This window comes from Caulobacter sp. GW821-FHT09B11 (assembly GCF_059418205.1).
Genome location: NZ_JBWKPK010000006.1, coordinates 48706 through 68380, shown reverse-complemented (window position 1 = coordinate 68380; position 19675 = coordinate 48706). Strand labels below are relative to the sequence as shown.

Annotated in this window: 22 protein-coding genes and 1 tRNA gene; 11 read left to right on the top strand and 12 right to left on the bottom strand. The window is 65.9% G+C overall.

Annotated elements, in window-relative coordinates:
- Positions 1-7: 7 nt before the first annotated feature.
- The 3 genes from AC07N1_RS06005 (at position 8) to AC07N1_RS05995 (ending at position 3040) form a co-directional block, all read left to right on the top strand.
- The gene (locus tag AC07N1_RS06005) at positions 8-721 is read left to right on the top strand and encodes a GIY-YIG nuclease family protein (RefSeq protein WP_494671073.1); all 714 of its coding nucleotides are present in this window, start codon (positions 8-10) and stop codon (positions 719-721) included.
- 186 nt (positions 722-907) lie between these two features.
- Positions 908-2059 (top strand): hypothetical protein, encoded by a 1152-nt coding sequence (locus AC07N1_RS06000; protein WP_494670972.1) that lies wholly within the window; start codon positions 908-910, stop codon positions 2057-2059.
- 3 nt (positions 2060-2062) lie between these two features.
- Entirely contained in the window at positions 2063-3040 is a 978-nt protein-coding gene (locus AC07N1_RS05995) for a hypothetical protein (protein WP_494670971.1), read from the top strand.
- On the opposite strand, the gene AC07N1_RS05990 is transcribed toward AC07N1_RS05995, so the two are convergent.
- Positions 3022-3882, bottom strand: a complete 861-nt coding sequence (locus tag AC07N1_RS05990; protein ID WP_494670970.1) for a DNA adenine methylase — start codon at positions 3880-3882, stop codon at positions 3022-3024. The genes AC07N1_RS05995 and AC07N1_RS05990 overlap by 19 nt on opposite strands.
- A gap of 407 nt (positions 3883-4289) precedes the next feature.
- A tRNA-Ser gene (locus AC07N1_RS05985) sits at positions 4290-4379 on the bottom strand.
- Between the two features lie 160 nt (positions 4380-4539).
- Between AC07N1_RS05985 and msrA the strand changes: the two genes are divergently transcribed.
- The gene (msrA, locus tag AC07N1_RS05980) at positions 4540-5190 is read left to right on the top strand and encodes a peptide-methionine (S)-S-oxide reductase MsrA (protein WP_494670969.1); all 651 of its coding nucleotides are present in this window, start codon (positions 4540-4542) and stop codon (positions 5188-5190) included.
- A complete protein-coding gene (locus AC07N1_RS05975; protein WP_494670968.1) occupies positions 5190-5540 on the top strand; it encodes an MmcQ/YjbR family DNA-binding protein in 351 nt (116 codons plus the stop codon). Before msrA ends, AC07N1_RS05975 begins: the two co-directional genes overlap by 1 nt.
- 209 nt (positions 5541-5749) lie before the next feature.
- Here the strand turns inward: AC07N1_RS05975 and AC07N1_RS05970 are convergent, their stop codons facing one another.
- From AC07N1_RS05970 to AC07N1_RS05945, 6 genes are all read right to left on the bottom strand, one after another.
- The gene (locus AC07N1_RS05970; protein ID WP_494670967.1) at positions 5750-6499 is read right to left on the bottom strand and encodes a DUF599 domain-containing protein; all 750 of its coding nucleotides are present in this window, start codon (positions 6497-6499) and stop codon (positions 5750-5752) included.
- Between the two features lie 60 nt (positions 6500-6559).
- Complete coding sequence (locus AC07N1_RS05965) at positions 6560-8017, bottom strand: MFS transporter (protein ID WP_494670966.1); 1458 nt, start codon at positions 8015-8017, stop codon at positions 6560-6562.
- A gap of 95 nt (positions 8018-8112) precedes the next feature.
- Positions 8113-8268 carry a DUF3309 family protein gene (locus AC07N1_RS05960; RefSeq protein ID WP_058347217.1) on the bottom strand — a complete coding sequence of 52 codons (156 nt, stop codon included), beginning with the start codon at positions 8266-8268 and terminating at the stop codon, positions 8113-8115.
- Positions 8269-8367: 99 nt separating this feature from the next.
- Positions 8368-8760 (bottom strand): DUF983 domain-containing protein, encoded by a 393-nt coding sequence (locus tag AC07N1_RS05955; RefSeq protein WP_494670965.1) that lies wholly within the window; start codon positions 8758-8760, stop codon positions 8368-8370.
- A 298-nt stretch (positions 8761-9058) separates the two neighbouring features.
- Positions 9059-9196 (bottom strand): entericidin A/B family lipoprotein, encoded by a 138-nt coding sequence (locus tag AC07N1_RS05950; protein WP_494592349.1) that lies wholly within the window; start codon positions 9194-9196, stop codon positions 9059-9061.
- A gap of 80 nt (positions 9197-9276) precedes the next feature.
- Positions 9277-10011, bottom strand: coding sequence for a beta/gamma crystallin-related protein (locus tag AC07N1_RS05945; RefSeq protein ID WP_494670964.1), 735 nt, complete (start codon positions 10009-10011; stop codon positions 9277-9279).
- Positions 10012-10174: 163 nt separating this feature from the next.
- On the opposite strand from AC07N1_RS05945, the gene AC07N1_RS05940 reads away from it, so the two are divergent.
- The 3 genes from AC07N1_RS05940 (at position 10175) to AC07N1_RS05930 (ending at position 11894) form a co-directional block, all read left to right on the top strand.
- Entirely contained in the window at positions 10175-10744 is a 570-nt protein-coding gene (locus AC07N1_RS05940; protein ID WP_494670963.1) for a hypothetical protein, read from the top strand.
- Positions 10745-10884: 140 nt separating this feature from the next.
- Positions 10885-11376 carry a hypothetical protein gene (locus tag AC07N1_RS05935; protein WP_494670962.1) on the top strand — a complete coding sequence of 164 codons (492 nt, stop codon included), beginning with the start codon at positions 10885-10887 and terminating at the stop codon, positions 11374-11376.
- Between the two features lie 137 nt (positions 11377-11513).
- On the top strand, positions 11514-11894 hold the full coding sequence (locus AC07N1_RS05930; RefSeq protein WP_110118484.1) for a DUF4282 domain-containing protein: 381 nt from the start codon (positions 11514-11516) through the stop codon (positions 11892-11894).
- A 197-nt stretch (positions 11895-12091) separates the two neighbouring features.
- Here the strand turns inward: AC07N1_RS05930 and AC07N1_RS05925 are convergent, their stop codons facing one another.
- From AC07N1_RS05925 to AC07N1_RS05910, 4 genes are all read right to left on the bottom strand, one after another.
- A complete protein-coding gene (locus tag AC07N1_RS05925; protein WP_494670961.1) occupies positions 12092-13150 on the bottom strand; it encodes an endo-1,4-beta-xylanase in 1059 nt (352 codons plus the stop codon).
- 181 nt (positions 13151-13331) lie between these two features.
- A complete protein-coding gene (locus AC07N1_RS05920; RefSeq protein ID WP_110118482.1) occupies positions 13332-13751 on the bottom strand; it encodes a flagellar export protein FliJ in 420 nt (139 codons plus the stop codon).
- 25 nt (positions 13752-13776) lie between these two features.
- Positions 13777-15111 (bottom strand): flagellar protein export ATPase FliI, encoded by a 1335-nt coding sequence (fliI, locus tag AC07N1_RS05915; protein WP_494670960.1) that lies wholly within the window; start codon positions 15109-15111, stop codon positions 13777-13779.
- Between the two features lie 59 nt (positions 15112-15170).
- Positions 15171-16169, bottom strand: a complete 999-nt coding sequence (locus AC07N1_RS05910) for an alpha/beta hydrolase family protein (RefSeq protein WP_494670959.1) — start codon at positions 16167-16169, stop codon at positions 15171-15173.
- Positions 16170-16284: 115 nt separating this feature from the next.
- On the opposite strand from AC07N1_RS05910, the gene AC07N1_RS05905 reads away from it, so the two are divergent.
- From AC07N1_RS05905 to AC07N1_RS05895, 3 genes are all read left to right on the top strand, one after another.
- Entirely contained in the window at positions 16285-17076 is a 792-nt protein-coding gene (locus AC07N1_RS05905) for a LytTR family DNA-binding domain-containing protein (RefSeq protein ID WP_494670958.1), read from the top strand.
- Between the two features lie 395 nt (positions 17077-17471).
- Positions 17472-18167 carry a response regulator transcription factor CtrA gene (ctrA, locus tag AC07N1_RS05900; RefSeq protein WP_109100859.1) on the top strand — a complete coding sequence of 232 codons (696 nt, stop codon included), beginning with the start codon at positions 17472-17474 and terminating at the stop codon, positions 18165-18167.
- A gap of 377 nt (positions 18168-18544) precedes the next feature.
- A complete protein-coding gene (locus AC07N1_RS05895) occupies positions 18545-19540 on the top strand; it encodes a hypothetical protein (protein ID WP_494670957.1) in 996 nt (331 codons plus the stop codon).
- Positions 19541-19675: the final 135 nt, after the last annotated feature.

Genomic DNA, 19675 nt, shown 5'->3' with positions numbered 1-19675 from the left:
GCTCTATATGGTCTCGATATTGGATGTGCTGCGAATGTCAGGAGGCAGCCTACCGTCGGGACGTATTGCTGAGTTGCTGATCAGCTTAAACTTGGCGCGCCCCTCAGACGTGACTGCGGTCCAACCTTCCGGAGAAACTCGTTTCGCCAAGGAAATTCGCTTTGCTCGGTTGGAACTTGTGGCCGGGGGGCTCTTGAACCCCGAACACGGCACCTGGGCGCTATCGGAGGCGGGATGGAGTGAGTTACTGACAGTTGACGGTGCCCGCGCGCTCATAACTGCGCGAAGGCATGGTGCGCGGAATCACGGGGCGGCGGCGGGACCGCCCATGGAAGGGCCCACGACCGGCCCGCCTCCTAGCAGCTACACCGCCGTTATCAGCTACGACGCCGAGGCCCCAGCTGCCATGTACGTCCTTCGATTTGGGAGCAGCGACGTCTGGAAGATTGGGCGCGCTAAGAACGTCTCGCTCAGGCTTCGACAGATAAACAAGCATATACCCTTCGAAATTCTAAATCAGAGATGGCATGTCTTCGCAAAAAGGAACTGCCATAGCTTTCACGATGCGCACGTACTTGAGCAGCATTTACTTACAATTCTGAAGCCGGCTCGAACCATGGGCGAGCGGATCCGATGTTCGCGAGAGGATTTATCCGAGGCCTGGCGGCTTTGCTTAGCTCACGCAGCGGCTATTGATCTTGGTCGTGGCAGCGTAGCGTGAAATGAAAGCACGGAACCAAGCGACGGCCGACGGCGTGAGGTTAAGCAACCAAGCCAAAAGGCCTGGCCTGCCCCGCCTTCCGGCCTTAGGATTGACTCGGAATCTTCCTAAGTCCAAAGGACCCAGCGACTTGCGGGGAGGCTGGCTAAGCCAAAACTCTGCGTCAACCATGTATGAGGGCTTCAGATGGCCGATGGTAACCACCCGTTTCCACCTATCGGTCAGGCGGAGAAGGTATCGGTTGAACTCCTCGATTTTGACGTGAACAACCCCCGCTTCACACCTGACAAACAACCTGCTGGGTCGGGCGACAGCGCCGTGATCTCCATGCTTGCAGCCTCAGCGGATTTGTCTGAGCTCATTCAGTCCATATCGACCAGCGGCTATATCAACATCGAGCCGATCATCGTCATCGAACGAAATGGGCGTCTTGCGGTCCTCGAAGGCAATCGGCGCCTCGCCGCCGTGAAGGCGCTACGCGATCCAGAGTTGGCGAAACTTGCCCGCATTTCGACACCTCCGATGGAGGCGGCACAACGCGCAACACTCGATGCGATCCTTGCGTATCGCGTGGCCAGCGAGGACGATGCTCGGGACCTCATCGGCTTCAAGCACATAAACGGACCTCAATCGTGGGACGCATTCGCGAAGGCGCGGTTCGCAGCCCGATGGTTGGACGACGAGCACGCGAAGAGGGATGCAGGCCAGCCTCATCTTTCGCTTCAACAGATCGCGTCCAGGATGGGGGATCAGCACATGACCATGCACCGCATGGTCGCCGCGCTGTACGTCCTCGACCAGGCTGAACGCAACGACCTCTACGACATCGCCGATCGGAAGAAGAAATCATTTAGTTTCTCGCATCTTTACACCGGGCTCGGATACGAAGAGTTCACAAGCTATCTGGGAATGGAGCGACCCGACCGGCTCAACGATCCTGATCGCGAGCCCGTACCGCAGGCAAAGTTCGCCGAATTGCGTAACCTCCTCCTGTGGCTTTACGGATCAAAAGGGCGCGATCTCGAGCCTGCGGTTAAGAGTCAAAATCCCGATTTGCGGCGTTTGCAGGAGGTTCTGGGCTCTCCGGCGGCCATCAGCATTCTCGCCGAACGCAACAGTTTGGACGAAGCGGTGATCGAGGCGACGCCTGTAGATGTCCGCTTCCAGAAACACCTAATCAACGCCAACGCCGAGTTGGCTCACGCGGTCAAGAACCTCGAAGGTTTCGATCCGTCATCCCAGCCGGAACTGCAAAAGATCGCAGAGTCGGCAGTTAAGCGCGCCAATATCGTGAAATTGAATATCGATGCCGCTATGGCCGGCCTGGCGCCGTCCTGATCAATGGCCAGTCCAGTTGATCCGCCGACATTGGCGTTGGACGTCGACGATCTTGTCGATTGGCTTGAGCTTTCAGCGCTTTTTGACGAGTACGGAGTTGCTCGGATTGATGCTTTGCTAGGTTCGCTCCTAGAATTGCAGGAGACCGCCGAGGACAATATCGCCGAGCGCGATCGCCAGCGTGAGCAATTGATCGAGCGGCTAGAGAACGAGGTCGTTCTTCGGCAACGCAGCCTGGGCGCGGTTTACCCGTTCGAACTCTCGCAAGGCGGCGAAGAGCTCAACATAAACGTTGACTGGGATCGACCGCAGTTCGCGTTTTACCTGATTTGCCTGATTACCTCCCATGTTACGGGATCGGCGATACTACGGACCCCGCCAACGGAGGAGCTGTTGGTCCGTCTGCGCAATGATATTTTCCAGATCGTCGCCACGCTTGGCCTCGCGGGCTATTCGACCGGGCCTGCCTTCAGCGTCGGCTGGCCGCGACAAAGCCGGGAGACTATCGTCGAGTTGCTATCGAGAGCTGTTGCCGCAGGTGGGGGCTTTACTGTTCGAAACCCGCCGGGCCAGTACGTTTCCCCTCAGGAGAAAGACGGCGGCGTTGACGTTATCGCATGGACAGCCGAGGCTTTGCCGCCGCCTTCCGCCTTTTTCTTCGGGCAGACGGCGAGCGGTAAGAATTGGCCTTCAAAGCCCGTAAGAGATCACGCTAATACGTTTCATCAAGCATATATGCAGGACCACATGACGGGAAACCGTCTATACTTCACTCTTATCCCCTATAGGGTGCTAGACGACGCCTTCTGGCATTCTCAAAATCAATTTCACATGGGTATTCTGGATCGCTTACGGCTCCCAGCCCGAGCCTGGCAGGGAGCGCTACTCGCTGCGCAGGGAACGTCAATTGACAATAGTGATCGTCTTGACGATCTAACCAAGTGGTTGGGCGACTTTATAGTCTACGCGCAAGCAGCTTGATCGTTGATTAATACTTCTTGTTCTTTTCGTTTTTTCTGTAGACTGTAAGTTACAGAAAGATCCGCGATAGGCCGGTCGCTGTATAGCTCGCGTATCAACGGATGATCGTCGTACGTCAGTACCCAATGCGGAAGCGTTCCGTCTTGCAGAAGGTCGCTCAGCGCGATGTGCTTTGCCTCGTTCATTGCATTAAGATACAGCCGGCCGCCCGCAGTTACATAGGGTGGATCCACGAAGAATAGCGTTTTTTCAATATCCAAACGCTTCGTGGATTTAGACAGAAATGTAAGAGCGTCTTCTTGGGTGAGCTTGATGCGGTCCTTGACGGAGCCAAGCCAGAGTACGCGCTCCACCAATGCCTCCCGGTTGAAGCGTGCGTCGATTTTCCAGTTGCCTTTTTGGTCGTAGCCTCCGATCGGGCCTGCGCCGATCACGATGCCAGAACGACTGGTTCGGTTCAAAAAGAAGGTCGCGAATCCAAGCTCAAAGCTGGGCTCGTTGCTTCCCTCGACGACCTTTCTAAAAGCATGCCAAGTATCGAGATCGACAGGTGTGTCGCGGATTGCCTGGGCGAACCTTTCGGTATTCTCAAGAATGGCTTGCCACGCCGAAAACACCTTGGGATCGGCATCGTTGAGATGGATCTCGTCGACAGCATCGAGCTTCAGGAGAATGACTGCTGATCCCGCGCCCCCGCAGAATGGTTCAGCATAATATTTGGCCCCTTCGGGTAGGGCGCCAACACGTCCGTGGAGGTATTTGTAGAGAAACGCCTTTCCGCCCGGATAACGGAAGGGCGAGATCGAGCGCATGTAGGGCAATTTGTCCGTCGCTGCGCTCACTAGCCTTGACCTCTCAACCCACCTCGATGCGCTTGATTCGCTCTGGAAGCGTGGACAGCTAGTTAACATCGCCGGCCGGGCCGCGTCGACAACCGCTTATGCGGGGTCGCAAAATGCCCGCACATTTCGATCAAGCTGTCGAAAACATTGTCAATTTTCACCGCGCCGCCAGATCGATGGCTGGAAGGCTTGGTTTATGCGGTGACTTTCCGGGCCGGTATCGTTGATGGAACCGAGGGAGCACCGACTTTCTGTGGAACTGTTTCAGGCCGAGATCGTCGAAATCGCGCCTAGAGAAAATTTCGGAGATGAGGTGGCCTAGGGCCTCTACAAAGTGGGGCCTCAAATGGGGCCCAACATAAGAGGCGCCATATTTCTCATAAGATACAACACGTTAATTGGAGCGGTGGCGGTGAGAGAGGGATTCGAACCCTCGATAGAGTTTCCCCTATACACGCGTTCCAGGCGTGCGCCTTCAACCACTCGGCCACCTCACCAGCGCACTTCGAGTCGGGGGTGGTTGAGACCCCCGGCGCGGGAAGGGGCGCAATATACTCAGGCAGCGACTCGTAGCAAGCGCCGTTACGGGGTGAAAACGGGCCTGCGACGACTTATATCGGGCCTCAAGAAACTCCCGCCTCCGAAAGGCCCCGTCCCATGCTGTTCAAGAAGCTCCTCGAGATGCCGACCGTCGACACCGCCCTGCCGGGTCGCGAGGCCGCCATCCCGACCGCCGACGTCCACTTCATCAACGGCCACCCGCTGAAGGGCCCCTATCCGGACGGCCTGGAGACGGCGGTGTTCGCCATGGGCTGCTTCTGGGGCGTCGAGCGGGTGTTCTGGCAGGTCCCGGGCGTCTATGTGACCGCCGCCGGCTACGCCGCGGGCATCACCCCGAACCCGACCTACGAGGAAGTGTGCAGCGGCCGCACCGGTCACACCGAGGTGGTGCTGGTGGTGTTCGACCCCAAGGCCGTCACCTACGAGACCCTGCTGAAGACCTTCTGGGAAAACCACGACCCGACCCAGGGCATGCGCCAGGGCGGCGATATCGGCACCCAGTACCGCTCGGGCATCTATCCGACCAACGACGCCCAGGCCGCCGCGGCCGTGGCCTCCGAGGAAGCCTACCAGCAGGCCCTGTCGGCCAAGGGCCTGGGCGCGATCACCACCGAGATCGCCGCCGCCGGTCCGTTCTACTTCGCCGAGGACTACCACCAGCAGTACCTGGCCAAGAACCCGGGCGGCTATTGCGGCATCGGCGGCACCGGCGTGACCTGCCCGATCGGCGTGGGCGTCGAGGCCTGATGAGCCCCGAGGCCTTCCACAAGGCGGCCATGGCGCTGCCTGCGGCGACCATGACCGTCCAGTGGGGCGACGACCAGGTCTACAAGGTCGGCGGCAAGATGTTCGCCGTCATCGGGACCGGCGTCACCCACGGCGGCGGCGCGTCGTTCAAGGTCTCGGACGTCGCCTACGAGGTGCTGACCGAGACGGGGCGGGCGATCGCCGCGCCGTATCTGGCTCGCGCCAAGTGGGTGAAGCTGGAGGACCTGGGCTCGTTCGACGACGCCGAGGTCGCCGACTGGCTGAAGACGGCCCACGCGCTGATCGCGGCCAAGCTGACGAAGAAGTCCCGGGCGGAACTGGGGCTGTAAGAAAGACCCCCTCAGTCGGCTTCGCCGACAGCTCCCCCAGAGGGGGAGCATCTTTCTCCTCCCCCGTGAAACGGGGGAGGAGGACCACGAAGTGGTGGAGGGGGCGAGACTGGGCTCAGTGCCGGCGGTCGCCCCCTCCGTCACGGCGCGTATCCGCACCGCGCCACCTCCCCCGTTTTACGGGGGAGGAGTAGGGAGGTTCCCCAGCCTTAGATCCGATCCTCCGGCGGATCGCCCGCCAGGCCCCGCATGTGCGGGCCGTGCACCACCGGCTGGCGCTCGAGGATCTGGCGGACCTTGCGCACCGCCACCGAGGCGCGGCTGCGGCGCTGGCGCCAGACCAGCAGCACCAGGGCTCCCAGGCTGGCCGCCAGGAAGGCGTAGGGGCCCAAGAGCCAGGCCGCCGCCGCCAGGGCGAAGTAGTAGCCGCGCACCCCGGCGTTGAAGGCCGACAGGGCCGGGTTGAGGATGCCGCCGGCGGCCTCGGCGTATTCGGCCAGCACGCTGGGCGGCGCCCACATCGGCGTCGCGCCGATCGCGGCCAGGCAGTAGTTCATCTGGCGCAGCGCCCAGATGAAGTCGAGCAAGCCCCTCGCCAGGGTGAACAGCACCAGGCCGAGCTTGACCTGGAACATCCAGGGCGCGGTCTTTTCCAGCACCTGCAGGCCCTCGACGCTTTTGAGCGCCGCGTCGCCGCCGAACAGCACCCCGGCCGCCGCCGCGATCAGGATCAGGTTCGACGAGGCGAAGAAGCTGGCCGAGTTGATGGCGTGGCCCAGGAGCTGGCCGTCCAGCAGGGCGACCTCGCGCACCGCCATCTCGGTCATCCACCGGCGGCGGATCACCGTCATGTCGGTGTTGATCAGGTTCTTGCCCTGTCCCAGTCGCCGCAGCAGCGGCTCGTAGAACAGCCAGGCGAAGACGAAGAGGCTGAGGGCCAGGATGTCGAGAATCGGCATGGGCAACGCTGTTGGGGAAACGGGAGTCGACGACAGGGGATATCGGGGCGAGCGCCGGGGTCAATCCTCGGCGATGAGACTATGTCTTGCGGTGTCACGCAGCAGGATCGAGACCACCAGGCCCACGGTCATGATCGCGGCCACATAGAGGTAGAAGCCGCTCTCGATGCGGGCGTGCTTGAAGGCCAGGGCGACCATCTCCGCCGTGCCGCCGAACAGCACGTTGGCGACGGCGTAGGGCAGGGCCACGCCCAGGGCGCGGACATGGGCGGGGAACAGCTCGGCCTTCACCACGGCGCTGATGGCGGTGTAGGCCGACTGGAAGGTCATGCCGGCGACGATCAGCGACAGGGCCACGGGCACGGAGTCGGTGGCGGCGATGCCGCTCATGATCGGCCAGATGGTCAGGGCTCCGCCGGCGAAGGCGGCGATCAGCATCGGCTTGCGGCCCAGCCGGTCCGACAGCCAGCCGGCCAGCGGCTGCAGCAGCATGAAGACGATCATGCTGATGGCGCTGATCTCCGAGGCCTGGGCCTTGTCGAACCCGGCCGTGTTGACCAGGAACTTCTGCATGTAGGTGGTGTAGACGTAGAAGGTCAGCGAGCCGCCGGCGGTCAGGCCCATGATCATCAGGGTCTCGCGCGGGTGGCGGCGCATCAGCGGCGCGATCAGGGTGGCGAAGAAGCCGACCAGGAACACGCCCGCCAGCACCTGCGGCACGAGGCCGGGCCTGGCCAGGATCCAGCCGCCGGCCGCCAGGGTGAGGCCAAAGAACAGCAGGGCGAGATTGCGCTGGGCCGCGCCGATGCGTTCGGCCGGCTTGTCGGCGGTCTTGAACGAGACGCTCTCGTCCAGGCCGCGCCGGATCCAGAACACCACCACGGCCAGGGCCGCGCCGATCACGAACGGGATGCGCCAGCCCCAGTCGGCCAGGTCTTCCTTGGCCAGGGTCCGTTGCAGCACGATCAGCACCGCCAGCGCGATCAGCTGGCCGGCGATCAGGGTCACGTAGTGGAAGCTGGACCAGAAGCCGCGATGCCGCTTGCCGGCCATCTCGCTCATATAGGTTGCGCTGGCCCCGTACTCGCCGCCGACCGACAGGCCCTGCAGCACGCGGGCGACCAGCAGCACGGCCGGCGCGAACAGGCCGATGGTCTTGAAGTCCGGCGTCAGGGCGATGATCAGGGCGCCGGCGCACATCAGCGAGACGGAAACCGACAGAGCCGCGCGCCGTCCGGCCCGGTCGGCGTAGTGGCCCATCAGCCAGGCGCCGACAGGGCGCGCCACGAATCCTAAGAAGAACACCGCCGCCGCCTGCAAGAGCTGCACGGTCTGGTCGCCCTTGGGGAAGAAGTGCGGCGCGAAATAGAGGGTGAAGGCGGCGTAGGCGAACCAGTCGTACCATTCGACCAGATTGCCGGCCGAGCCGCCGAGGATGGCCCGCGCGCGGGCGCCTGCTGAAAGCGATGGGGCCGAAGGGGAGGCAGGCTGGTCCTGCGGCGCGACGGCGTCGGTCATCCCTGGTTCCCCCTGTCGGCCCAGAGTTTGGGCCGTTGCAGGAGACCTTAGGTCAAGACGCCGTCGCGCTCCAAGATTGCTTTAGGCCGGCGTCGTCAGATCCTGCCGATGAGCACAAGGATGATGATGATCACCAGCACGAGGCCCAGGCCGCCGCTGGGGAAGTAGCCCCACGAACGGCTGTGGCCCCAGGTGGGCAGGGCGCCGATCAGCGCCAGGATCAGAATGATGATGAGGATCGTGCCGAGCATTCGAATCTCCCAGATGGCAGGGCCGGCCGCGTTCGGCGCCCTGGCTTCGGGGGATGGAATGCAACCTGCGCCGCTACGGTTCCGCGACGCGTCTCAGGCTTAGCCGCCGGGGGCGTCGTGCGCCTTGCGCAGGCCGTTGGCCCACAGGGCGCCGATCACCGCGCCCTTGACCCGGGGCAGCAGCATCAGCGTCAGGCCGGCCAGGGGCAGGATGGTCAGCGGCACGACCAGCCACGGCGAGGCCTGCCAGATGAACGGGAACAGCAGCAGCGGCGCGACGAACAGGTGGCCGATGATCAGGATCGTGAAATAGGCCGGGCCGTCGTCGGCGGGATAGGAGGCCAGGTGGTGGCCGCAGACCTCGCAGTCGAACTCGACCTTCAGATAGCGCGCATAGAGACGGCCCTCGCCGCAGTTGGGGCAACGGTGGCGGACGCCTCGCTTCATGCCGGTCAGGACGCTGGGTACGGGTCGGTCGGTCATGGCGTCCATATGGCTCCGGCGCCGCTTTGTGCAAATAGCACTTTCGGTCGCATGTGCGCTTTGGAAGCAGATATTGCGCCCCTGAATGGGCGACTATCGAAAGAATTCATCCTCCGCGTTCATCGCGTGCGAATGAACTGTTCGGCAGGGTTAATGAAACGTCGCTTCCGGTTAAGCTTGATATGATGAACGATGTCGCCGGAGTTTACTTGCCGCGACGATGGCGAAACTGGCGCGTCATTACGGCCGGTATGTGGCGCGCGTCGCTCGAAGCGGCGCGCGCCTTGTCTCGCTCCAGGAGGCGAGCCTAGTGCTTGGCGTCGCTGGCGGCGCCGGAGACCGCGCGGCCGGCGGCCGAGACGTCGCGGCCGACGCCTTCGACGGTGTTGCAGGCCGAGACCAGCAGGGCGGCCGCGGCGGCGGCCAGGACGACGAACTTGCGCATGGGAAATCTCATTGAGGGGAGGGCGCGCGGAGCTTAACCGTCCCGCGCGCGGCTTCAAGGTCGAGTTGTCGACGCAAGGCTCAGCGGATGCGGCGGATCGAGCTCACCCGGTCGTTCATGTCGCCAGAGAACAGGCCGATGTCAGACGACACCCGCCAGCAGCGGCCGCCGTAGTTGATGTCGTCGCACAGCTCCCATTCGCCGCGACGGATCTGGATCGACGAGGCGCGGTCGCTGAGGCCGACGGCCCGCAGGTCGTTCATGTCGCCGCTGACCTCGTAGGCGCGACCCTGGTAGCCGGCGTGCTCGAAGAGGACGGCGTCGGCGCGACCGCCGCCGCCGGGGCCGCCCGGGCCGCCGGACCCGCCGAAGCAGACCAGCCGGCCGTTCTGGTTGGTCATGTCGCCGCGGCAGTCGGCGCTGGCGCTGCTCCAGGTCCAGCGGCCGCGGCCGTCGCGGCACTGGGCGGTCAGCTCGCGGCCGCGCACGGTCGCGTCGCGGCAGCTCTCCAGGTACGAGCCGCGCGGCAGGCTGCCGGGGCGTCCGCCGCCGGACAGGCAGACCAGGCGGCCGTTCTGGTTGCTCATCTCGCCGCGGCAGTCGGCGCTGGCGGTGGTCCAGGTCCAGTTGCCGCGGCTGTCGCGGCATTGGGCGCTGATCTCGCCGCGGCGGACGGTCACGTCGCGGCAGCTGTCCTGGTAGGAGCCGCGCGGGGCGCCCTGATAGCCGTACCCGCCGCGATCCTGGGCGGAGGCGGGGACGGTGATTGCGGCGAAGGCGCCGGCGGCGGCGATCAGGGCGAGGGCGGCGCGCATGGCGAGGTCTCCCGAGTTCTGGCGGCCTCTCGCCGCCGGTGTTTGTTGAGGCCAAGCTAGTCGCAACCGGCGTGAACGCCACCTGAATGGCGCCCGTACTGGGTTTTCCTGTCTGAAAATTCACGTTCAGGAGGAGGGGCGAGGCGCCTTGAGAAGGTCGCGCTTGATCGCCATTGTCGAGGTCATGCGCGCGCCCCTCTTCGCCCTTTCGTTTCTGGCCGTCGTCGCCCTCACGGGGACGGCCCTGGCCCAGCCGGCAACTCAGCGGCCCGAGCCGACGCCGGTCTCGCCGGTGACGGTGATGCCGCCGACCCTGCCGCCGAAGGTGACCTCGACCTTCCCGGCCGCCGGCGAGGCCGTGGCCCCGGGCGTCCTGGTGCTGAAGGTCGCCTTCGACCAGAAGATGACGCCCCTGGCCTGGAACTACGCCGACGCGGCGGGCGGCGAGCGGCCCGAATGCGTGCGCGCCCCGCGCCTGCTTAACGACGGCAAGACCTTCGTCCTGCTGTGCCGCACCCGGCCCGGCAAGAGCTACGCCGTCAGCTTCAACGCCGTGCGCGACGGCGGTTTCGCCAACGAGGCCGAGAACCCGGCCCTGACCGCGCAGCTGGCCTTCACCACCAGCACCGCGACCTCGGTCTACACCCTGAAGGCGGCGATGAAGGCGGCCGGGCTGAAGGACGACGAGGGCCCGATCCAGGAAGCGCCGCCGACGGGACCCGCCGCGCCTTGAGGCGCGGCCAAGGTTTCCCCTTGGGGCGCCTTGAGGTCCGGCTAGGTTTTCCCTAGGCGCCGATCACGCGCTGTTTCGGAACCGTTACAAACGAGCTTGCGTTGGTTGAGCGGGCAGGGGCCCTCCGACGGAGCGCAAATATGAAGACCAAGTTCGCCTATCTCGCCGCCGCCGCGACCCTTTCGATGGCCGGCGCCGCCTATGCGCAGAGCACCGCGCAGGACACCAACACCACGGCTCCGGCCGATCCGGCCGCGGCCGCGCAGCCGCCGGCCGCTCAGCAGCCGTCGTCGACGACCAGCACTACCTCCACCACCACCACGACCACGCCTCCGGCTGACACCTCGGCCGCCGCCGGCGCCGACGCGGCCGGCACGCCGTCCTCGGCCACCGTCTCGGGCGACTTCAAGGTCGGCTCCGAGATCAAGGATCCGTCGGGCGCCGTGGTCGGCACGATCAGCGACACCGCGACCGGCGCCGACGGCTCGGCCAACGTCGTGGTCAGCAGCGGCGAGAAGAAGTTCGCCCTGCCCAAGGCCAGCCTGAGCGCCGGCGCCGACGGCAGCATCAGCACCACGGCCACCAAGGCCCAGATCGATGCGGCCCTGGCCGGCGCGGCCGCCCCCAAGTAACGGGGCGCAAGTAACAGCGTCCCTTCTTCCGAACACGCACGAGGCCCGCCCGGCATTGCCGAGCGGGCCTCACGCTGCTAGCGATGCAGCGTAAACTTAGGCGGTCTCCGCCAGTCCGCTGATATGAGGTGCGTCGGATGGCTCCGGCCAGGAAATCCAAGGGGCGCGGTTCGAGCGCGCTGTTCTGGGATCTGTTGACCTTCGACCGACTGGTGACGGGGCCGGTCATCCACCTGATCTACTGGGCTGGCCTGGGCGTCGTGGCCCTGTTCGCCTTTTCCGTTGTCGGCGCGGCCGTGGGCCTGGCGCTGAAGGAACGCGGCGTGGCCTCGCTGCTGCTGGCCTTCCCGGTGCTGATCGCCGGCCTGCTGGTCGCCGCCGGCATGGTGCTGCTGTGGCGCGCCTTCTGCGAATTCTACGTCGCCGTCTTCCGCATCAGCGAGGACCTGCGCGCCCTGCGCCAGGCCAACGACGCCGACCACGCGGTGGCCACCAGCGTGCGTGGCCCGGGCGCCTGAGGCGCTGTGGCGATGGGTTCGCGGTTTGCGCCGCATCCCTAAAGTCGCCTCCCTCGCCCTCGTGGCGAGGGTCCATGTCGGCGACCGCTCAGACCTCAACCGTCCTGCGAAGGTCTGAGCAGCTGAACCATGGATCCTGGGCACGAGGCTCAGGAAAGCGATCGTGAAGGGCTTGCTGTGGAAGCCTAGGGCCGGCCTTAGTCCCGCCTGAACGCCTCGACCAGCGCCGCGGCGCCGGCCTTCGCCCGGCCGGCGTCGTCGAACGGCGCGGGGGCGTCGGAGGCGTTCTCCTTTTTCAGCCACGAGTCGCCGTCGCGCAGCCCCCACAGGGTGAAGGCGAAGCGCTGGCGCGCGGGCAGGGCCATGAAGGCCTCGGCGGCCTCGCCATAGGTGCGGGCCTGGCGGCGCTCCAGCTCGGCGCGCGGCAGGAACTTGTTCTCGGCCCGGACCAGCGACACGTCGAGTTCGGAGAGGTGGATCGGCAGGCCCAGGCTGGCCAGGTCCTTCATCATCGTGGTGATCTCGCCGGGGCGGATGTCGGCGGCGACGTGCATCTGGGTGCCGATGCCGGTCAGCGGCGCGCCGGAGGCCAGCAGGCGCTCGGCCAGCTTCAGGAACGTCGCCCGCTTCCGGGGCATGTATTCGAGATTGTAGTCGTTGAGCAGCAGGACCGCGCCGGGATCGGCTTCACGCGCCGTGCGGAAGGCCAGGGCGATATGCTCGAAGTCGCCCAGGCGTTTCGACCACAGGCTGGTGCGCCAGCCGTCGCCGTCTTCGGCCACGGCCTCGTTGACCACGTCCCAGCCGACCACCTTGCCGCGATAGCGTCCGGCAACGGCCAGGATGTAGTTGCGATAGGCCTGCTCGAAGCCGATGCGGCTCTCGTCCAGCCGCTCGAAGGCCTCGGGCGCCTGGGCGTACCAGACCAGCACGTGGCCCAAGAGGGCCATGCCGTTGGCGGCGGCGAAGGCGGCGATCCTGTCGGGCGCGTCGAAGCGGAACGAGCCGTCCGGCTGGACGATGTATTCCATCTTCATCTGCCACTCGGGCGTCAGCTGGTTGACCTGACGGCGCAGCAGGCCGGCCAGCGCCGGGTCGTCCAGGTGCAGGGCCTGCACCGAGGACCCGATCCGGAACGGCGCGACGCTTTTCAGCGGCGGCAGGTTGGCCGGAACCGGCTGGCCCTGCGCCGTCTGCCCGCAGGCGGCCAACGCCAGGCTGGAGCCGAGCACGGCGCGGCGTGAGACGTCGGACATGAAACCCTCGCGGCGATCTGTCGCGAGAGAAGCACGGGGAGTTTGCGGAAGGGTGAAGGCCGCCTACGGCGGCCCCCTCAGTCGGCTTCGCCGACAGCTCCCCCAGAGGGGGAGCATCTTGTGGCGCGACGCCTTTAGATCCTCCCCCTCTGGGGGAGGTGGCCCGGAGGGCCGGAGGGGGTCAGCGCCCGCCCATCGCCGCGCGGCGCAGGCCCAGCTCGTCGAGCGCGGCCATTTCCATCTTGCCGACCTTCTTGGCCAGGGCTGCCTTGGCGGCGTCGGCGACGTGTTCGTATTTCTTGAGGTTTTCGAAGGCCACCGACAGCGCGTCGCGGGCGCCGGTTTCCTCGATCCTGATCTGGTCGATTTCCAGCATCGCCTCGGCGCGTCGCACCTGCACGCCCTTGCGGTAGCCGATCATGTACCAGCCGGCCGACGCGTCGCCCTCGGCGCGCTTGATCTCGGCTTCGGCCTCGGCGTCCATCATCACCACCCGCATCTCGGCGGCTTCGCGACGGTCGACCACTTCCGACAAGCGCTTCTGCAGCGTCTCGACCTCGTGGTTCGAGATGCGGATCAGGGAGGCGGCCCACTTGGTCATGTCGGGTTACTCGGTACGAAAGCGCCTAGGCGGCGCTTTGGAGAATCTGGCCGAGGAAGTTGAACGAATCGTCAAGACTCGTGGCTTCGTCGGGGTTCTGGCTGAGAAAGGCCTCGACCGCGGGATTGAGCTGGATGGCGCGGTCCACGGTGGGGTCGGCGCCGGCGCGGTAGGCCCCGATCTTGATCAGCTCTTCCATGTTGGAATAGGCCGACAGCACCTGGCGGGCGGATTTGACGATGTCGCGCTCGTGCGGCAGCTGGCAGCCCGGCATGGTCCGGCTGATCGACTTCAGCACGTTGATGGCCGGGAAGCGGCCGCGCTCGGCGATCGAGCGCTCCATGACGATGTGGCCGTCGAGAATACCGCGGGCGGCGTCGGCGATCGGTTCGTTGTGGTCGTCGCCGTCCACCAGCACGGTGAACAGGGCGGTGATCGGGGCGGCCGTGGTGCCGTCGGCGCGGATCGGGCCGGGGCCGGCGCGCTCGAGCAGCTTGGGCAGTTCGGTGAAGACGGTCGGCGTATAGCCCTTGGTGGTCGGCGGCTCGCCGGCGGCCAGGCCGATCTCGCGCTGGGCCATGGCGAAGCGGGTGACCGAGTCCATCAGGCAGAGGACTTCCAGGTCCTGGTCGCGCAGGAACTCGGCGATCGCCAGGGTCATGTAGGCGGCCTGGCGGCGGGTCAGGGCCGGCTCGTCCGAGGTGGCGACCACGACGATGGCGCGGCGCAGGCCTTCCTCGCCCAGGGTCTCCTCGATGAACTCGCGCACCTCGCGGCCCCGTTCGCCGATCAGGCCGACGACGACGGCGTCGCAGGTCGCCTCTTTCGCCAGCATCGACAGCAGCACCGACTTGCCGACGCCCGAGCCGGCGAAGATGCCCAGGCGCTGGCCGCGGCAGGTGGTGGTGAAGACGTTCATCGAGCGCACGCCCAGGTCCAGGCGCTCGCCCACCCGGCCGCGGGCGTGGGCCGGCGGCGGCGGGGTCTTCAGGGGATAGGGCACTTCGCCTTGCGGGAGGGGGCCGAGACCGTCGATCGGCTCGCCGAAGGCGTTGATGATGCGGCCCAGCCACGCCTTGGTCGGGCGCACCACGGCGCCTTCCGGCATGATCTTGATCTCGGCGCCGGGGGCCACGCCCTCGACGGGACCGAAGGGCATCAGGAGGGCGCGGGTTTCGCGGAAGCCGACGACCTCGGCCGGCAGGGTCGGCAGGTTCAGGCGCTCGATCTCGACGCGGGCGCCGACGGCCAGACGGGTCAGCCCGCCCCGCGCCTCGATCAGCAGACCGTTCACGGCGGCGACGCGACCATAGATGGTCAGCGGATCAAGACGTTCGACGGCGGCGATGAGACTGCGCAAGACGGCTCCTGGAAGCGACCCGCGCAGACTCGGCCATCATGGTTAATCGCGCATGAAATTCAGCGTTCTGCGACGCCCAGTTGGGTGGCGAAGAATGTCGCAACCCGGGCGTTGAAATCGGCGTGGAAAGCGGCCCGATCGAAGCCCGGAGCGCTTGCGCACAAGGGGCCGGGCAGGCGTTGGGCGGCCTGCGGACCGCAGGGGACCAGGAAGTCGAAATGTCGCGCCCCCGGAACAACGCGGTAATCGTGGGCGCGGGGCAGGGCGCGGTGCACGGCCTCGGCGTAGTCCGGATCGGGCAGGATCTCGTCGTCGCCCGCCTTCCACAGCTGAACCGGCTGGGTCACGCCCTTGAGGCCCTGGCGGCCGAAGGTGAAGCCCAGCGCCGGCGCGGCCGAGACCACGGCCCGGATCCGGGAGTCGTGGGTCCAGGTCGGCGACAGCGTGCTGGCCGGCAGCGGCTTTCCGGCGCTCAGGCGGCAGTCGTAGTTGGTCGGGTGCTTGATGCAATGTCCGGGGAAGGTCGCCGCCAGGCGCGGCTCGCCGCCGGCCGCCGCCAGCACCGTGAAGCCGCCGGACGAGAAGCCGAAGGCGCCGACCTTCGCGGCGTCGATCCGCGCATGCATCGGCGAGGCGTCCAGCATGTAGCCGATCAGGACGGACAGCTGGCGCGGGCGCTCGGTCATCTCCAGGGCGCGGCTCTGGTCGCGGTAGTTGTCGCCGGTGTGGGTCAGGGCGGCGACGACGAAGCCCTTCTTCACCAGGGCGGCGGCGGTGTCGTAGTGGCCGCCGAACCAGCCGCCGTTGCCATGCGACATGACCACCAGCGGCAGATGCTCGCCGGCCGCCGGCGCGCCCTTGGCGACGGGCAGGCTCTCCATGCCGCCGATCGGGCCGGTCTCGGCTACGTCGGTCGGATACCAGATGCCGACCTCGATCGGCGCGCCCTGCGGATCGGGCGCCTCGACGCGCATGAAGCCGACATGAGGCTCGGCGGCGTGAGCGGCGCCGGCGATGGCTAGGGCTGCGAACAGGGCGGAAAAGCGAAGGGGCGACATGGAAGGCTCCGGTTGGCGATGCCCTCCGATGCGGTCGGAGCCCTTGCGCCGCCACGCTTCATGCGTGAACGGGCGAACGGGTTCGCGAAGCGGCGAACGGCGCTATAGATCGCAGATGATCGGCAAGGGGCCACTGCTCGGAACCGCCCGCGAATGGGCGATCGACCTTTCCGTCGCCACGGCGATGGGGGCGTTCCTGGGCATGGTCGGGCCCTTCGGCAGCTACTTCAACGGCCCCTTCCTCGTGCGCGCGATCTATTGGGTCGGCTGTTTCTGGGCCGGGACCCTGATCTTCGGCCTGCTGATCCGGCTGGCGGCCGCGGCCGCCCAGCGGGCCAGGATCCCGGCCCCGATCCTGGTGGCCGCGGCAATCCTGCTCGGCAGCGCCCTGCAGGCGGCGGTGGTCGCGCCGGCGGCAACCGGGCTGTGGCCGTTCCTGAACAAGCTGTCGCCGCTGGACTGGTACGGCCAGTGCCTGGCCTTTTCGGGACCGCTGGCCGTGGGCTTCACGATCCTGCGGGGCAGGCTGGCGGCCCAGCGCGCCGCCGCCGCGCCGCTGGTGGTCGGCGGGCCGGTTCCGACGCCGCCTCCCGCGCCCCTCGCCGCCGCCACGGTGCTCTATCTGAAGATGGAGGATCACTATGTCCGGGTGCGCACCGAGACGGGTTCGCGACTCGAGGCCGGGCCGATGGCGCGGGTGCTGGCGAATCTCTCCGGGCTCGACGGCCTGCAGGTGCACCGCTCGTGGTGGGTGGCCCGGCGGGCGGTGGTCGGGGTCGAGCGCGACGGTCGAAATCTGCGTTTGAGGCTGGCCGACGGCGAGGCCGCGCCCATCTCGCGGGCCTCCGTGGCCCGTCTGCGCGCCGCCGGCTGGCTGGCCGAGGAAGACGCCGCCGCGACCGGGTGACGCGGATTGCCCGCGGCCACGCTTGGCGGCTCACGCCAGGAGCGAAAAAACATCCCCGGAATTCTCGCGACAGAACGCCGCAATCTCGCCGCAAGTAAGAACGTGAGCTTGCACCATGTTAACGCGGCCGTAGTGCGCGAGGCCCTGTTAACCCTTGGGTTTGCTGCGATTTTAAGAGCTTGCGGCAGCGCTTGAAACGGCCCTGCGACCAATGTGCGCAAAGGATTTCCGACCGCTTGCACCCGATTCGCAAATCGTATTAACCATTTCGCCAGACGACGCGTTCACCATTAACCAGTCTTAAATTAACTGTCCGCCAGACTGGGGGACGGGTTTCATCGGCGGCTTGCCCGCCACTGTCGAATTAAGCGCCGCCGTTTGGCGGGGAGGGTTCCATGCGGGTACTGCTGATTGAGGATGACAGCGCCACCGCGCAGACGATCGAACTGATGCTGAAGTCGGAAGGCTTCAACGTCTATACGACCGACCTGGGCGAAGAAGGCGTCGATCTGGGCAAGATCTACGACTACGACCTGATCCTGCTCGACCTGAACCTGCCGGACATGAGCGGCATCGACGTGCTGCGCACCCTGCGCGTGGCCAAGGTCAACACGCCGATCATGATCCTGTCGGGCACGGCCGAGATCGACACCAAGGTGAAGACCTTCGCCGGCGGAGCCGACGACTACATGACCAAGCCTTTCCACAAGGACGAGATGATCGCCCGCATCCATGCGGTGGTCCGTCGTTCGAAGGGTCACGCCCAGTCGGTCATCAAGACCGGTGACATCATCGTCAACCTGGACGCCAAGACGGTGGAAGTGAACGGCAACCGCGTTCACCTGACCGGCAAGGAATACCAGATGCTGGAGCTGCTCTCCCTGCGCAAGGGCACGACCCTGACCAAGGAGATGTTCCTGAACCACCTGTACGGCGGCATGGACGAGCCGGAACTGAAGATCATCGACGTCTTCATCTGCAAGCTGCGCAAGAAGCTGGCGGCCTCCGCTCAAGGCAAGCACCACATCGAGACCGTCTGGGGCCGCGGCTACGTGCTGCGCGACCCGAACGAGCAGGTCAACGCCGCCTGATTTTTCGCCCGCGCGAAACCCGAGATTCGACAGAAGACGCCCGCTGCTCGCAGCGGGCGTTTTTCTTTGCACGCAACGCGGTCGCTCGGGTTGTTGTTGTGTGATCGCTCTCCTTATGGTTAAGTTCATGCGTCTGCTAACGCCGGGGGGTGATCATGGCCGACGAGAACAAGCCTGTTGACGAGACGGCCAACAACGGAGCCGGCGACCAGCCGCCGCCCGGTGGCGATGCTCCGCCTCCGCCTCCGCCTCCGCCTCCGCCTCCGCCTCCGCCTCCACCTCCACCGCCTCCACCGCCGCCGCCGCCGCCGCCGCCTCCGAAGCCACTGACGCCCGAGGAAAGCCGTGCGGCTTTCTGGTCAGGCGTGTGCGGCGGGGTGGCGCTGCTGATCGGGGTAATCCTGCTGACGGTCGCCGCGCCCAGCTACGACTACGTCCAGGGCATGGGCCTGAAAGGCTATGCCAGCGCCGGTTCTCTCGCGGAGAAAGAGGATGTGGTGGAGACGATCCGCGACAACCTCAAGGTCTGGGCCGCCAAGCGGATCTGCTACTACAACCAGATCGTCGATATCCAGGCCAAGAGCGGTGATCGCGAGGCGAACCTCTATCTGAGCAAGTCCGAAGCCCGCTGGTTCTTCCGTAAGAACATCAACAACCTCGGGAAGCTGAAGCCGGTCGGCGATGAAAAGAAGGCGCCCATCATCTTCAGCGAGCTGCAGCTCGAGTTCAACAACCTCGACCAGGCCTTCGCGCGCTACTGCGGACCCCGGACCGATGGCGAGTCGTCGCTGTGCGACGGCGCCGCCGAGCCTTTCGAGTTCTGGAACAAGCTGGTCGTCGCTCAGCGGGAAAGCGAGATCGCGCCCAAGCAGATCGAGGGTTACCGCCAGGCGCTCCGGTCGCTGACCGAAGCCGAGGCCGAGGTCGTGCCGGTGCTGCTGGGGTCGGGCGACGTCGAAGGCGCCAAGCTCGTCGTCGAGGCCTACAATCAGTACAAGGAAAACCGCTTCCAGCTGTTGTTCGGCATGCCGCTGATCATCCAGTACGTGCTGATGGCCTTCGCTTTCGGCGTGGTCGGGGCCTATCTGCGCTACGCCGCCGAGATCTTCACGCCGACCGAAACGCGCCTGCGTCGGGTCGCCGCCGTGGCGATCAACGGCGGAGGCGCGGCCCTGCTGGTGGTCCTGCTGTCGCTGGCGGGGGTGCAGGTCATCACGCTCGGCGCCGAAGCCACGACGGCGACGCCCAATCCGATGTTCGTCACCGGGGTCAGCCTGATCGCCGGGGTCTCCAGCGACGCCATCCTGGGAGCCGTGCGGGTGATCGCCGAGCGCCTGTTCGCAAGCCGCGCGCCGTCCGGCGACGGACAGTGACGGACGTGACAAAACGCCCGAAGCACCGAATATTCCTTGCCTGATAGCGGAGTCATCCGCCATTGCCTGGTGCGACGATTGCTGGGGGGCTTCCCGGCCGTGTCGTTTTCGTACAAACGCGGCATCTGTACCGAA

Bases quoted from the DNA above. Each gene is read 5' to 3' on its own strand.
- AC07N1_RS06005 (WP_494671073.1), top strand. From the start codon at position 8: ATGGTCTCGATATTGGATGTGCTGCGAATGTCAGGAGGCAGCCTACCG.
- AC07N1_RS06000 (WP_494670972.1), top strand. From the start codon at position 908: ATGGCCGATGGTAACCACCCGTTTCCACCTATCGGTCAGGCGGAGAAG.
- AC07N1_RS05995 (WP_494670971.1), top strand. From the start codon at position 2,063: ATGGCCAGTCCAGTTGATCCGCCGACATTGGCGTTGGACGTCGACGAT.
- msrA (WP_494670969.1), top strand. From the start codon at position 4,540: ATGCTGTTCAAGAAGCTCCTCGAGATGCCGACCGTCGACACCGCCCTG.
- AC07N1_RS05975 (WP_494670968.1), top strand. From the start codon at position 5,190: ATGAGCCCCGAGGCCTTCCACAAGGCGGCCATGGCGCTGCCTGCGGCG.
- AC07N1_RS05970 (WP_494670967.1), bottom strand. From the start codon at position 6,499: ATGCCGATTCTCGACATCCTGGCCCTCAGCCTCTTCGTCTTCGCCTGG.
- AC07N1_RS05965 (WP_494670966.1), bottom strand. From the start codon at position 8,017: ATGACCGACGCCGTCGCGCCGCAGGACCAGCCTGCCTCCCCTTCGGCC.
- AC07N1_RS05960 (WP_058347217.1), bottom strand. From the start codon at position 8,268: ATGCTCGGCACGATCCTCATCATCATTCTGATCCTGGCGCTGATCGGC.
- AC07N1_RS05955 (WP_494670965.1), bottom strand. From the start codon at position 8,760: ATGGACGCCATGACCGACCGACCCGTACCCAGCGTCCTGACCGGCATG.
- AC07N1_RS05950 (WP_494592349.1), bottom strand. From the start codon at position 9,196: ATGCGCAAGTTCGTCGTCCTGGCCGCCGCCGCGGCCGCCCTGCTGGTC.
- AC07N1_RS05945 (WP_494670964.1), bottom strand. From the start codon at position 10,011: ATGCGCGCCGCCCTCGCCCTGATCGCCGCCGCCGGCGCCTTCGCCGCA.
- AC07N1_RS05935 (WP_494670962.1), top strand. From the start codon at position 10,885: ATGAAGACCAAGTTCGCCTATCTCGCCGCCGCCGCGACCCTTTCGATG.
- AC07N1_RS05930 (WP_110118484.1), top strand. From the start codon at position 11,514: ATGGCTCCGGCCAGGAAATCCAAGGGGCGCGGTTCGAGCGCGCTGTTC.
- AC07N1_RS05925 (WP_494670961.1), bottom strand. From the start codon at position 13,150: ATGTCCGACGTCTCACGCCGCGCCGTGCTCGGCTCCAGCCTGGCGTTG.
- AC07N1_RS05920 (WP_110118482.1), bottom strand. From the start codon at position 13,751: ATGACCAAGTGGGCCGCCTCCCTGATCCGCATCTCGAACCACGAGGTC.
- AC07N1_RS05910 (WP_494670959.1), bottom strand. From the start codon at position 16,169: ATGTCGCCCCTTCGCTTTTCCGCCCTGTTCGCAGCCCTAGCCATCGCC.
- AC07N1_RS05905 (WP_494670958.1), top strand. From the start codon at position 16,285: ATGATCGGCAAGGGGCCACTGCTCGGAACCGCCCGCGAATGGGCGATC.
- ctrA (WP_109100859.1), top strand. From the start codon at position 17,472: ATGCGGGTACTGCTGATTGAGGATGACAGCGCCACCGCGCAGACGATC.